The sequence below is a fragment of the Streptomyces sp. CC224B genome (assembly GCF_030010595.1).
Taxonomy (GTDB): domain Bacteria; phylum Actinomycetota; class Actinomycetes; order Streptomycetales; family Streptomycetaceae; genus Streptomyces; species Streptomyces longispororuber.
Genome location: NZ_JASCXL010000027.1, coordinates 56,725 through 68,709 on the forward strand (window position 1 = coordinate 56,725; position 11,985 = coordinate 68,709).

The following is an 11,985-nucleotide window of genomic DNA, read 5'->3' on the forward strand; positions in this document are numbered from 1 at the left end:
TACGGACCTTCGCCCGGCCGTGGCGGGCGACCGGACGGAGCGGCCCGCCCGCCCCGGCGGCGGACGGCGCCGGTCAGCCCACCCCGGCGTTGAGGAAGATGCCGCCGTCCACGACCAGCGTCTGGCCGGTGATCCAGTCGGACTGCTCCGAGGTGAGGAAGGCGGCCGCGCCACCGACGTCGGACGGCACGCCGAGCCGCCCCAGCGGGTACGCCGAGGTGACCTCCTCCTCGCGGCCCTCGTAGAGCGCCTTCGCGAACCTGGTCTTCACCACGGCGGGCGCGATGGCGTTGACCCGGACCGTGGGGGCGAACTCGTGCGCGAGCTGGAGCGTCAGGTTGACCATGGCGGCCTTGCTCATGCCGTACGCGCCGACGAACGGCGACGCGGACACGCCCGCGATCGAGGCGATGTTCACGATCGCGCCGCCGTGCTCGGACTGCCAGGCCTTCCAGGTGCGCTGCGCGAAGCCGAGCGCCGAGATCACGTTCGTCTCGAAGACCTTGCGCGCCACGTTGAGGTCGAGGTCGGCCATCGGCCCGAACACGGGGTTCGTCCCGGCGTTGTTGACCAGGAAGTCGACGCGGCCGAAGGCCTCCATGGCGCGCTCGACGGCGATCGCCTGGTGCGCCTCGTCGTGGGCCTTGCCCGCGACGCCGATGACGCGGTCGGAGCCGAGCTTCTCGACGGCCTCCTTGAGCGCGTCCTCGTTGCGGCCGGTGATGCACACGCGGTCGCCGCGGGCGACGAGCGCCTCCGCGATGCCGTAGCCGATGCCGCGGCTCGCCCCGGTGACGAGCGCCGCCTTGCCGCTGTCCTGCACTGCCATGGTCTGTGCTGTCCTTTGCTTCGAGAAGCGGGAGGGTGCCTGGGGGTGCCGGGAGGCGCTAGTCGAGCGGGCCGCCGGCCACGTACAGGACCTGGCCGGAGACGAAGCCCGCCGCGTCGCCGGTGAAGAAGGCGATGGCGTTGGCGATGTCCTCCGGCTCGCCGACGCGCTGGACGGGGATCTGGGTGGCGGCGGCGGCCTTGAAGTCCTCGAAGCCCATGCCGACGCGGTCGGCGGTGGCCTTGGTCATCTCCGTCGCGATGAAACCGGGCGCGACCGAGTTGGCGGTGATGCCGAACTTGCCCAGCTCCTTGGCGAGGGTCTTGGTGAAGCCCTGCATGCCCGCCTTGGCGGCCGCGTAGTTGGCCTGGCCGCGGTTGCCGAGGGCGGAGGAGCTGGAGAGGTTCACGATGCGGCCGAAGCCCGCGTCCACCATGTGCTTCTGGCAGGCCCGCGACATCAGGAAGGCGCCGCGCAGGTGCACGTTCATGACCGTGTCCCAGTCGGCCGCGCTCATCTTGAACAGGAGGTTGTCCCGCAGCACGCCCGCGTTGTTCACCAGGATCGTCGGCGCGCCGAGCTCCTGGGCGATCCGGGTGACGGCGGCCTCGACCTGGTCCTCGTCGGAGACGTCGCAGCCGACGGCGAGGGCCTTGCCGCCCGCCGCGGTGATCTTCTCCACGGTCTCCTTGCACGCGGTCTCGTCGAGGTCGATCACGGCGACGGCGCGGCCCTCGGCGGCGAGGCGGACCGCGGTGGCGGCGCCGATGCCTCGCGCCGCTCCGGTCACGACCGCGACACGCTGCTCAGTGGTGGACATGCTGGCTCTCCTCGCCCTCGGTGTGCGGCTCCGCGGCGCGCCCCCAGGTGAGCGACCGCTTAGTACCTTCAGCAGACGAGACGCTAGAAGCCATGGCACCCGGTGTCAACGGCATCCTGGGGATCGGGTGCAGGGCGGTCGCCGGTCAGCCCGCCGGAGGGGCGGAAACCGGGCGATCGGCGGTCGGCAGGCCAGGAGAGACCGGGGCCCGGGCGCCGGGCGGCCGGCGCGGGAATCGGGGCCCGGACGTCCGGACCTCAGCGCACCAGGAGCTCGACGAGGCGCTCCACCTCGGCCTGGGGGTCGGTGGTCAGCCCCGTGTGCACGGGCCCCGGCTGCACGACGGCGGAGCGCGGCGCGATCAGCCAGCGGAAGCGGCGCCCGGCGTCGTCCCGCGCGGCCTGGCCCGCGGCGGCACCGCCCGCGCAGACGCCCTCCACGGCCCGCAGCGCCGCCCGTACGCCCGCCACGTCGGCGGCGGGGTCAAGGGCGCGGAGCTTGGCCTCGTCCAGGTGGGTGCGGGCGGCCACGAAGGACCGGGCGCGGCAGTACACGACGACCCCCGCGTTGAACTGCTCGCCCCGCTCCACGCGTGGCACGACGCGCAGCAGCGCGTACTCGTAGACGTCCCGCGCGGGGACCTGGTTCGGCTCGGTCACGGGGTGGCGCCTTCCAGGGTGATGCGTTCGTGGATGCTCCGCGCGCGCGGCAGCAGCGCCTCGGCGTAGGCCCGCCGGACGGCGTCCGCGTCGTCGAAGCCCGGCTCGTCCGCCAGCCAGGCGTCGGGCACGTCGGCGGTGACCTCGGCCAGGAGGTCCGCGGTGACCAGCGGCGCGAGCTCGGCGGCGGCCGCGGCGACGTCCGGGCGGTACCCGGCGAGGGCGTGGTCGGAGGCGTCGTAGCCCCGAACGGAGGCGGCCGGGGCGGTGGGCCAGTTGTGGTGCCAGATCATGGTCGCGCCGTGGTCGATGAGCCACAGGTCGCCGTGCCACATCAGGAGGTTCGGGTTGCGCCAGGAGCGGTCCACGTTGTTCACGAGCGCGTCGAACCACACCACGCGTCCGGCCTCCAGCGGGTCCACCGCGAAGGCCAGCGGGTCGAAGCCGAGGGCGCCCGAGAGGAACTCCATGCCGAGGTTCAGCCCGCCGCTGGACTTGAGCAGTTGCTGCACCTCCGGGTCCGGCTCACCCAGGCCGAGCACCGGATCCAGCCGGACGCCGACGAGCCCCGGCACGCGCAGCCCGAGCCGGCGCGCGAGGCCGCCGCAGACCACTTCGGCGACGAGCGTCTTGCGGCCCTGGCCCGCGCCGGTGAACTTCAGGACGTACGGCGCGGGGGACGCCGCGGACCCGGTCGACGCGGCCGCCCCGGAGGACCCGGGCGCCCCGTCGTCGACGGCCTCCACGAGCCCGGGCAGCGAGCCGCCCTCACGCAGCGGCGTGACGTAGCGGACGGCGGTGACTTCGGTGAGCATCGCCCCAGGTTACTTGCGGGGGCGGAGGCCGCGGGCGGGTGCCCGGGCCTCGCGGGCGCGCCCCCGGAATGCTTGAAGGCGTGAACACATCGGGGCCGCCGTCCGTATCCCCCGGCATGACAGCTTCGAGGGACACCTCCCCCCTGCCCACGGGCCACCGCCTCACCCGCCGCACCGTCGTCGCCGCCGTCGGCGCGGGGGGCCTCGCCGCCGCGCTCACCGGCTGCGGCTCGGACGACGACAAGGGCTCCTCCGCACCGGCGGGCGAGGAGCGGGACACGGCGCCGGAGGAAGGCGGCGCGGCCGGGGCGGCGCTGGCCAGGACGGCGGACATCCCCGTCGGCGGCGGCAAGGTCTTCAAGGACGAGGGAGTGGTGGTCACGCAGCCGGAGAAGGGCACGTTCAAGGCGTTCTCGAACCGCTGCACCCACAAGGGGTGCCCGGTCACGAACGTCGAGGGCGGCACCGTCAACTGCGCCTGCCACGGCAGCAAGTTCGACATCGCCGACGGCAGCGTGCGGCAGAGCCCGGCGACCAGCCCGCTGCCCGCCGCCCGCATCCGGGTGGAGGGCGACGCGATCAGGCTCGCCTGACCCGCCGCGGCCGGGCGTGCCGGCGCCGGAGCCGTCAGGCGGGCGCGGGGCGCCGCGGCCGCCGCCACACGGCGAGGACCTCCTTCGCCGAGGTCACGGTCGCGACCAGGGCGAGGGTGTGGCGGACCATCGCGGGGGTGTACGTGGAGGGGAGCCCCGCGATGGCGTCCGCCGGCACGACGGCGGTGTAGCCGAGGTTCACGGCGTCGAAGACGGCGTTCGGGACGGCCACGTTGGCCGAGACGCCGGTCACCACGAGCGTGCGGCAGCCGGTGTTGCGCAGCAGCGCGTCCACGCCGGTGCCCGCGAGCGGCGAGAGGCCGTGCAGCCGGCGGACGACGAAGTCCTCGTCGGCGACCTCGATCGGCGGCGCGATCCGCACGGCCGACGTCCCGGACACCTGCCGCACGGGCAGCTTCCCGACGGCCTGGAACAGGGGCGCGTTGCGGTTCGCGCCGCGCCCGTCGGGGCGCCGCTCGGCGACGGCGTGCAGCACTTGGACGCCCGCGGCGTGGGCGGCGGCCACCAGCCGCGCGACGTTGGCCAGCGCCCCCGACGCCCGCGCCTCCTCGGCGAGTTCGGGCAGAGCGCTCTCCCTGCCGACGACGCCCTGCTGGCACTCGACCGTCAGCAGGGCCGTGGTGGCCGGGTCGAGCAGACGGCTGAGCTCTTCGTACGACGGCATGGTCCGTCCCCCTCGGCTCGCGGTGCGCGGGAGGCTAACCGGCATTGCGCCGGGGCGGAAGACACCGCATGCTCGTCTGACGCAGAGTCAACTACGGGTGCCGCCGCGTCCGCGCACGGCCGCGCGCCCGGGCGAGGAGACGACGCATGGCCCGCACGCAGCGCCGCGGCCGCCGGATCATGATGACGCCGGACGAGCTGGACGCCTTCCTGACCGCCGAGCGGACCTGCCGGGTCGCGACGGTGTCCGCCGACGGCGCGCCGCACGCGAGCCCGCTGTGGTTCGTGTGGCACGGCGCGTCCCTGTGGCTGTACTCGCTCACCCGCAGCAGGCGCTGGGCCGACCTCCGGCGCGACCCGCGCGTCGCCGTGGTCGTCGACGCCGGGGAGACGTACGGCGAGCTGCGCGGCGTGGAGCTGACCGGCACCGTCGTGTGCGTGGGCGAGACGCCGCGCACCGGCGCGCCGTGCCCGGAACTCGACGCGCCGGAGCGGCTGTTCGCCCGCAAGAACTTCGGCGTGGAGGAGATGGTGCACGACGGCAGGCACGCGTGGCTGCGACTCACACCGGACGCGGTGGCCTCCTGGGACTTCCGGAAGCTGGGGCAGGTGTGACGGCTTCTCCGTGAGGGGAGACCGGGGCAGGTGTGACGACCCTTGCGAGAGCGCGAGCCGGGGCAGGCGTGACAGGTTCTCCGTGAGGGGAAACCGGGGCAGGTGTGACGACCCTTGCGAGAGCGCGAGCCGGGGCAGGTGTGACGACCCTTGCCAGAGCGCAAGCCGCGGCAGGCGTGAGGGCCCTTCCGACAGCGCGAAGCCAGGGCCCTCGCGAGAGCGTGAGCCGTGGCGCAGCCCTTCCCGTCAGGCCGCCTCCGCCCCCGCCGCCCGCAGCGCCTCCACCGCCGCCCTGATCGACGGACGGCGGTCGGCGTCCGCGCGCCAGACCACGTACACGTGCCGCCGCACCCGGTGCCGCACCGGCGCCGTGCGTACGCCCGCCGGCATGGGGTCGCGGCCGAGACGGGGCACCACGCACACGCCGAAGCCGGCCGCGACCAGGGCGAGCTGGGTGTGGTGCTCCTCGGCGCGATGGGCGATGCGCGGCTCGAAGCCCTGGCCGCGCAGCGTGAACATCAGCCACTCGTGGCAGAACTCGCCCTCGGTCCACGTGATCCACTCGTCGTCGGCGAAGTCCTCCAGGTCGACCTCGGGGCGGTCGGCCAGCGGGTGGTCCACCGGCATCGCGACATCGGCCGGGTCGTCGAGCAGTGCGGCCTTCATCAGGCCGTCGGGCATGGGCAGCGGTTTGTTGTACCAGTCCAGGACCACCGCCAGGTCCAGGTCGCCGCGCACCACCTGCCGGACGCCCGCCTGCGGCTCCAGCTCCACGGCGGACACGCGCAGGTCCGGGTGGTGGGTCCGCAGCGAGGCCAGGGCCGTGGGCAGCAGCCCGCGCAGCGCCGTCGGGAACGCGGAGATGCGCAGCTCGCCGACCGCCTTGCCGCGCTGCCGCTCCAGGTCGGACTGGGCCAGCTCGACCTGGGAGAGGATGCGCGCCGCGTGGTCGGCGAGCAGCCGCCCGGCGTCGGTGAGGCGTACGCCCCGGCCGTTCTTCGCGAGGAGCTGCTGGCCCACCTCCCGCTCCAGCTTCGTCATCTGCTGCGAGACGGCGGACGTCGTGACGTGCAGCCCGGCGGCGGCACCGCTCACCGAGCCGTGCCGCGCGAGCGCGTCCAGCGTCCGCAGGCGCTCCAGGTTCAACATGTAAGCGATGCTACGCGATATCCGGCAGGAAAACTCACTTGCACTAAGACGTGCTGGTGATCCATGGTGGCGTACATGCGCCACTCCCCCACCCCACGATCCACGGCCCCCGCTCCCGCCGCTGCCGCCTCCCCGGCCGCTCCGGGCGCCACGGGCTCCCCGGCCGACCCGCGGGAGCCCCCGGCGCACCAGGGCGGCCGCCGCCGGGGGGACTGGCGGCTGCGCTTCGCCTTCCTGTCCCTGGTCTGGGGCTTCAGCTTCCTCTTCATCAAGGTGGGCACGGAGGGGTACGCCCCGTTCCAGGTCACCTTCGGGCGGCTGTTCTTCGGCACGCTGGTGGTCGCGGCCGTCCTGGTCGCCAAGCGCGAGCGGCTGCCCCGCTCCTGGCGCACCTGGGGGCACCTGTCGGTGGCGGCGCTGCTCCTGAACGCGGCGCCGTTCTCGCTGTTCGCGTACTCCGAGCTGACGATCCCCTCCACGCTCGCGGGGATATGCAACGCGACGTCCCCGCTGTGGGGCATGGCCCTGTCCCTGGTCGCGCTCTCCGAGGACCGGCCGACGCGGCGCCGGGTCGCGGGGCTCGGCATCGGCTTCCTCGGCGTACTCACGGTCCTCGGCGCCTGGCACGGCTTCAACGGCCTGGACGCCCGGGGCACGGCCATGGCCCTGCTGGCCTCGCTGTGCTACCCGATCGGCTGGATCTACGTACGCCGCACGCTGGCCGGCTCCGGCCACTCGAACCTCGCCCTGACCGGCGCCCAGCTCTCGGTGGCCACGCTCGAACTGGCCGTGGTCACACCGCTGTTCACCTCGGTGCCGGACCACTTCCCGGTGGTCCCGCTGCTGGCGGTCGTCGCCCTCGGCGCGCTCGGCACCGGCCTGGCCTTCCTGGTCCAGTACGAGCTCGTCGCCGAGGTCGGCCCGACGACGGCGCAGATGGTCACGTACTTCACGCCGGTCATCGCCACGGCGGCGGGCGTCGCCGTGCTCGGCGAGTCCCTGGCCTGGACGACCCCCGTCGGTGCCGTGATCGTCCTGGCGGGCGCCGCGCTCACCCAGTCCAGGCCGCGCACGCGGACCGCCCGGCCGTAGCGCCTGCCCGGCCGTACCACCGGCCGCAGTGCCCGCCCGTCCGCAGCGCCCGCTCAGACGTAGCGCCGCGCGGGCGCGGGCCCGGTGGCCGCCGCCACGGCGTCGGCCACCGCCTCGATGTCGTCGCCGGTGAGCGTCGAGACGGTGATGCGCACCCCGGGCGGCGCGTCGAGCCGGAACCGCGCCCCCGGGGCGACGGCCCAGCCCGCGTGCAGCATCCGCGCCACCACCCCGGTCTCCTCCGGCACCGGCACCCATACGTTCATGCCGCTGCGCCCCCGGGCGGCGACACCGCGCTCGGCGAGGGCCGCGAGCAGCGCCTCGCGCCGGTGCCCGTACGCGGCGGACACCTGCCGCGCGTCCACGGCACCGCCCTGCCACAGGTGCAGGACCGCCCGCTGGAGCACCTTGCTGACCCAGCCGGGGCCGAGCCGCAGCCGGCCCTGCACCCGGTCGACGGTCTCCGCGTCGCCGCTGAGCACCGCCAGCCGCAGGTCGGGACCGTACGCCTTGGCCGTGGAGCGCACGAAGGCCCAGCTCCGGGTGGCGCCGGCGAGCGTGTGCAGCGGCAGGTCGACGATGCCGTGCCCGTGGTCGTCCTCGATGACCAGCGTCTCCTGGTGCGCGGCCAGGACGTCCCGCAGGGCACGCGCGCGTGCGGCGCCGACCGCGGCCCCGGTCGGGTTCTGGGCGCGGGCCGTGACGACGAGCGCGCGCGCCCCGGCGCGCAGCGCCCGCTCCACCTCTCCGGGCAACGGCCCCTCGTCGTCGACACCGACCGGGACCGGCCGCAGGCCGAGCGCCGGCACGAGGTCGAGCACGCTGCCCCAGCCCGGGTCCTCCACGGCCACGGCGTCGCCGACCTTGAGGCGCGCGGCGAGCACCCGCTCGATCGCGTCGAGCGCCCCGGAGGTGACGGCGAGGGGACCGTCCGGCACGCCGTCGGCGTCCAGCATCCCGCGCGCGCAGCGGTTCAGCTCCGGCTCCACGGGCGCCTCCCCGTACAGGTCGGGGTGGTCGTCCGCGCGTGCTGCCGCCACCGCGAAGGCCTCGGCCAGGGACGGCAGCAGCGCCGTGTCGGGGTTGCCGCTCGCGACGTCCCGGACGCCGGGCGGTACGACGAGGCGGCTGTACTCGCGCGCCGTCGTCGCGGGCCTGCTCCGCACCCGGCTGCCGCGCCGCCCGGACGTCTCGATGACACCGCGCTCGCGCAGCGTGCGGTAGGCGGCCGCCACCGTGTTCGGGTTGACGCCCAACTGCCGGGCCAACTCCCGCATCGGGGGCAGGAGTTGACCGGGCTCCAGGTCACCGTGGCCCACCGCGCGCTCGACACTGGTGGCGATCTCGGCTGCGCCCCGCCCGACGATCGGATATTCTCCTAGCACAAAGCACAGTATGCACTAGTGCAATTGATGGGGCAAAGCGGTGGCACGCGGCCACCGCGGGACGACGCGCGGCACGTACCCGCGCAGTACGTGAGGGAGAAGGCATGGAGACGACGAAGCAGCCCGCCGCGCCGGACGGCACCCCCTATACGGCGACCGACCGCACGGTCCCCACGCGGGCCCGCGAACGCGCCACGTACGACCGCGCGGCGGTGCACGCCATACTCGACGAGGCCTACGTCTGCCACCTGGGCTTCGTGCGCGACGGCGCCCCGGTCGTCCTGCCGACGCTGTACGGCCGGGTGGGCGAGCGGCTCTACGTGCACGGATCGACCGGGTCCCGGCCGCTGCGGATGGCGAGGGCGGCCCAGGGCGACGAGTCGGCCGACCCCGGGCTGCCGGTGTGCCTGACGGTCACGCACGTGGACGGCCTCGTCCTGGCGCGCTCCGCCTTCCACCACTCGCTCAACTACCGCTCCGTGGTGGTGCACGGCATCGCGCGCCAGGTCACGGACCCGGACGAGAAGCGGGCCGCGCTCGACGCGCTCGTGGACCACGTGGTGCCCGGCCGCGCCGCCGACTCGCGCCCCGCCAACGCCAAGGAGCTGGCGGCGACCGCCGTGCTCCGCCTGGACCTCGACGAGGTGTCCGCGAAGATGCGCACGGGCGGCCCGAACGACGAGCCTGAGGACATGGACCTGCCGTACTGGTCGGGGGTGGTGCCACTGCGCAAGGGCTACGACCCGCTCATCCCCTCCCCCGACCTGGCACCCGGCATCGAGGTCCCCGGCTACCTGAGGGACCGCTGAGGACCGGCCTCCCTACGCGGCCCCTTCCTGACGCGTCCGTGCCGCCGCCCGCGCCTCCGCGGCGGCCAGGCCCGTGACGGCCGCGAGCATCAGGAGGGTGCCCGCCACGGTGGCGGCGTTCAGCTCCTCGCCGAGCGCGGTGACGGCGATGACGGCCGCGCTCACCGGCTCCAGCAGCATGATCACGGAGACGGTGGCGGAGCGGACGGCGGCCGCCCCGGCGAAGTAGAGCGCGTAGGCGAGGGCCGTCGGCACCGCGGCGATGTACAGCAGGCAGCCGAGCACCCGGGCGGGCTCGGCCGTGTGCGGCAGCAGGCCCTCGGCGGCGGCGAGCGGCAGCAGGCACAGGGACACCACGGCGAACGACCAGACCGTCGTGCTGGACGCGTCACTTCCGCCGTCGCGCCCCCACCAGCGGGTCAGGAGCGTCATGACGGCGTACCCGGCGGCCGACGCGAGCGCGAAGACCACGCCCCAGGGCCGCACGGCCGCATCGCCGCCGCCCGCGAAGAGGACACCGAGCCCGGCGAGCGCGCCGCCGACCGCGCACAGGCCGCCGAGGCCGAGCCGCTCCCCCAGGGCGAGCCGGGCGCCGAGGGCGATGAGCACGGGCCCGGCGCCGAGCGTGACGACGGTGCCGACGGCGAGGCCGGTGGCCTCCACGGCGGCGAAGTACGCGGTCTGGAACACGGTGAGGGCGACGCCGATCGCGGTGATCCGCCCGACGCGGCGGCGCAGCGGCCCGCGCGCGGCCGTCCGGGCACCGCGGCGCGGGCGCACCAGGCGCGCGGCGAGCAGCAGCAGGAACCCTCCGGCGCAGCGCCAGAAGGACAGGGCGACGGGCCCCATGTCGCTGGCCGAGAACACCAGGGAGGCGGCTGCGCCGGCCGTGCCCCAGGCGGCTCCGGCGACGCTCAGGTAGACGAGGCCGCGCCCGAGGGACAGGCAGGGCAGAGCCGTGGTGGCGGCGGGGGTCGCGTCCGTGGACGCGGGGGACTTGCTGGGCATGCTGGACACGCTCGACACGTGGAATCTCCGCAGGAGGTCGTGGAGGAGACCGCGTCACGGCCGGCGTGCCGACGGGGGCACCGGATGCCCGCACGCTCGGGACGACTCCCTTCGATTCCCCGTGCGGTGAGCTGCAGGGAGCCCTGCACGGAGCCCCGTTGACGTACGTTGACGCACGTTGACGTACGAGAAGGAAGGGCACGTACGGAAAGAGGGCCCCGGTCAGGGGTCGACTCGGGAAGCCGCCGCTCGGGGGCGCACGGCCGCGAAGACGCAGGTCCTGGACTGTCGTCCGCGGGCAGCACCGTCCGCCCGGCGGCGAGGCCGGGCGCGATCCGGGTGAAGCCCGCCTAGGCGGCCGGAGGCGGGAGAACGAGTGCTCGTGCGTGCATGATCGGCACCCTATGCGCCGGTTCCGCTCGGGGACAACCTCTGTTCGGATTCCGGGACGGCCTTCCCGCCGTCGCCCGCGGGCGGCCCGGGGGACGACGACTGGGCGATGAGCGCGCCCACCAGGACGAGCGAGCCGCCGACGAGCTGCGGCGCCGAGAGCCGCTCCCCCAGCACGACCCAGGCGAGCACCGTGGCCACGACCGCTTCGAGGCACGCCACCACGCCCGCGACCTGCGGCGAGAGACGGCGTACGGACAGCACCCCGGTGACGTACGCGACGACGGTGGTGACCAGGACGATCCAGCAGAGGAGCGTCCACGCGGGCACGCGCGAGCCGTCCATGGCGGCGGACCGCCCGAGCACGCTCCAGTCCATGCCCCAGGGCCGTGCGATCAGGGTGAGCACCGCCGTGCCGACGAGCAGCCCGTACGCGATGACGCCGAGCGGGGCGGGGGCGTCGTCCCCCGCGTCACCGCCCTGGTCGGACAGGATGAAGTAGCCGACCTGGCAGCAGGCAGCGCCGAGCGCGAGCAGCAGCCCGACGGCGTCGAAGCCAAGACCGGCCCAGACCTCCACGACGCAGGCGAGGCCGCCGACGGCCAGCACCACGCCGAGCGCCGCCGCCCGGGTCACGGGCCGGCGCTGCACGAACCGCACCCAGCCGAGGACGAGCGCGGGCGCGAGGTACTCCACGAGCAGGGCCACGCCGACCGGGATCCTGGAGATCGCGGCGAAGTAGCAGGCCTGGACGCCGGCGACGGCCAGCAGGCCGAACCCGGCGAGCAGCGCGGGCCTGCGCCGCACGAGCGCCCGGTGCCGCCAGGCCACGGGCAGCATCACGAGCGCGGCGCCCGCGACGCGCAGCCACACCACGTGCAGCGGGTCGAGGCCCGCCTCGATCAGCGGCTTCGCCGCGACGCCGGAGCCGCCGAAGGCGACCGCCGACACCAGGGCCAGACCGAGCCCGAGCCCCCTGCCGCGCTCCGCCCGCCCCGCCCCGTCACACTTCTCCTGAGACGCTCGCACCGGCACATGATGTCAGCAGACGTCATGACCGTCACCCCTGATGACCACTGTCTCAACCGGCGGACGGGGGCGGGCCCTTCGGCACCGGGCCGACGGCGGACCAGACGG

Annotated in this window: 13 protein-coding genes; 4 read left to right on the plus strand and 9 right to left on the minus strand. The window is 74.9% G+C overall.

From position 1 onward, the window contains the following. Positions 1-73: 73 nt before the first annotated feature. The 4 genes from QK440_RS13495 to QK440_RS13510 all read right to left on the minus strand — a co-directional run bounded on the left by QK440_RS13495 (position 74) and on the right by QK440_RS13510 (position 3,123). Positions 74-829, minus strand: coding sequence for an SDR family oxidoreductase (locus tag QK440_RS13495; protein ID WP_282793315.1), 756 nt, complete (start codon positions 827-829; stop codon positions 74-76). A gap of 58 nt (positions 830-887) precedes the next feature. Beyond that, on the minus strand, positions 888-1,649 hold the full coding sequence (gene fabG / locus QK440_RS13500) for a 3-oxoacyl-ACP reductase FabG (protein WP_282793316.1): 762 nt from the start codon (positions 1,647-1,649) through the stop codon (positions 888-890). A 257-nt stretch (positions 1,650-1,906) separates the two neighbouring features. Then, positions 1,907-2,308, minus strand: coding sequence for a DUF3037 domain-containing protein (locus tag QK440_RS13505; protein ID WP_282793317.1), 402 nt, complete (start codon positions 2,306-2,308; stop codon positions 1,907-1,909). Further along, positions 2,305-3,123, minus strand: a complete 819-nt coding sequence (locus QK440_RS13510) for a HipA family kinase (protein WP_282793318.1) — start codon at positions 3,121-3,123, stop codon at positions 2,305-2,307. Before QK440_RS13510 ends, QK440_RS13505 begins: the two co-directional genes overlap by 4 nt. Positions 3,124-3,239: 116 nt before the next feature. On the opposite strand from QK440_RS13510, the gene QK440_RS13515 reads away from it, so the two are divergent. After that, a complete protein-coding gene (locus tag QK440_RS13515) occupies positions 3,240-3,716 on the plus strand; it encodes a Rieske (2Fe-2S) protein (protein WP_282793319.1) in 477 nt (158 codons plus the stop codon). A gap of 34 nt (positions 3,717-3,750) precedes the next feature. Here QK440_RS13515 and QK440_RS13520 read toward each other — a convergent pair whose 3' ends face one another. Continuing rightward, complete coding sequence (locus QK440_RS13520; RefSeq protein ID WP_282793320.1) at positions 3,751-4,401, minus strand: cysteine hydrolase; 651 nt, start codon at positions 4,399-4,401, stop codon at positions 3,751-3,753. 146 nt (positions 4,402-4,547) lie between these two features. Here QK440_RS13520 and QK440_RS13525 point away from each other — a divergent pair, with 146 nt between their 5' ends. Beyond that, positions 4,548-5,015, plus strand: a complete 468-nt coding sequence (locus QK440_RS13525) for a pyridoxamine 5'-phosphate oxidase family protein (protein ID WP_282793321.1) — start codon at positions 4,548-4,550, stop codon at positions 5,013-5,015. A 246-nt stretch (positions 5,016-5,261) separates the two neighbouring features. Here QK440_RS13525 and QK440_RS13530 read toward each other — a convergent pair whose 3' ends face one another. Continuing rightward, positions 5,262-6,164: a LysR family transcriptional regulator gene (locus tag QK440_RS13530; protein ID WP_282793322.1), complete on the minus strand. Its 903-nt coding sequence runs from the start codon at positions 6,162-6,164 to the stop codon at positions 5,262-5,264. Between the two features lie 75 nt (positions 6,165-6,239). Between QK440_RS13530 and QK440_RS13535 the strand changes: the two genes are divergently transcribed. Then, positions 6,240-7,256 carry a DMT family transporter gene (locus QK440_RS13535; protein WP_282793323.1) on the plus strand — a complete coding sequence of 339 codons (1,017 nt, stop codon included), beginning with the start codon at positions 6,240-6,242 and terminating at the stop codon, positions 7,254-7,256. 53 nt (positions 7,257-7,309) lie between these two features. Here QK440_RS13535 and QK440_RS13540 read toward each other — a convergent pair whose 3' ends face one another. After that, complete coding sequence (locus tag QK440_RS13540; RefSeq protein WP_282793324.1) at positions 7,310-8,641, minus strand: aminotransferase class I/II-fold pyridoxal phosphate-dependent enzyme; 1,332 nt, start codon at positions 8,639-8,641, stop codon at positions 7,310-7,312. 104 nt (positions 8,642-8,745) lie between these two features. On the opposite strand from QK440_RS13540, the gene QK440_RS13545 reads away from it, so the two are divergent. Next, positions 8,746-9,450, plus strand: coding sequence for a pyridoxamine 5'-phosphate oxidase family protein (locus QK440_RS13545; RefSeq protein ID WP_282793325.1), 705 nt, complete (start codon positions 8,746-8,748; stop codon positions 9,448-9,450). Positions 9,451-9,462: 12 nt separating this feature from the next. On the opposite strand, the gene QK440_RS13550 is transcribed toward QK440_RS13545, so the two are convergent. Together QK440_RS13550 and QK440_RS13555 are read right to left on the minus strand one after the other, a co-directional pair. After that, positions 9,463-10,458, minus strand: a complete 996-nt coding sequence (locus QK440_RS13550; protein ID WP_282793326.1) for an EamA family transporter — start codon at positions 10,456-10,458, stop codon at positions 9,463-9,465. Positions 10,459-10,860: 402 nt separating this feature from the next. Then, positions 10,861-11,877 (minus strand): EamA family transporter, encoded by a 1,017-nt coding sequence (locus QK440_RS13555; RefSeq protein ID WP_282793327.1) that lies wholly within the window; start codon positions 11,875-11,877, stop codon positions 10,861-10,863. Positions 11,878-11,985 lie beyond the last annotated feature (108 nt).

What these genes read in the sequence shown, in the direction of transcription:
- QK440_RS13495 (WP_282793315.1), bottom strand. Translation starts at nt 829, where the DNA reads ATGGCAGTGCAGGACAGCGGCAAGGCGGCGCTCGTCACCGGGGCGAGC.
- fabG (WP_282793316.1), bottom strand. Translation starts at nt 1,649, where the DNA reads ATGTCCACCACTGAGCAGCGTGTCGCGGTCGTGACCGGAGCGGCGCGA.
- QK440_RS13510 (WP_282793318.1), bottom strand. Translation starts at nt 3,123, where the DNA reads ATGCTCACCGAAGTCACCGCCGTCCGCTACGTCACGCCGCTGCGTGAG.
- QK440_RS13515 (WP_282793319.1), top strand. Translation starts at nt 3,240, where the DNA reads ATGACAGCTTCGAGGGACACCTCCCCCCTGCCCACGGGCCACCGCCTC.
- QK440_RS13520 (WP_282793320.1), bottom strand. Translation starts at nt 4,401, where the DNA reads ATGCCGTCGTACGAAGAGCTCAGCCGTCTGCTCGACCCGGCCACCACG.
- QK440_RS13525 (WP_282793321.1), top strand. Translation starts at nt 4,548, where the DNA reads ATGGCCCGCACGCAGCGCCGCGGCCGCCGGATCATGATGACGCCGGAC.
- QK440_RS13530 (WP_282793322.1), bottom strand. Translation starts at nt 6,164, where the DNA reads ATGTTGAACCTGGAGCGCCTGCGGACGCTGGACGCGCTCGCGCGGCAC.
- QK440_RS13535 (WP_282793323.1), top strand. Translation starts at nt 6,240, where the DNA reads ATGCGCCACTCCCCCACCCCACGATCCACGGCCCCCGCTCCCGCCGCT.
- QK440_RS13545 (WP_282793325.1), top strand. Translation starts at nt 8,746, where the DNA reads ATGGAGACGACGAAGCAGCCCGCCGCGCCGGACGGCACCCCCTATACG.
- QK440_RS13550 (WP_282793326.1), bottom strand. Translation starts at nt 10,458, where the DNA reads ATGCCCAGCAAGTCCCCCGCGTCCACGGACGCGACCCCCGCCGCCACC.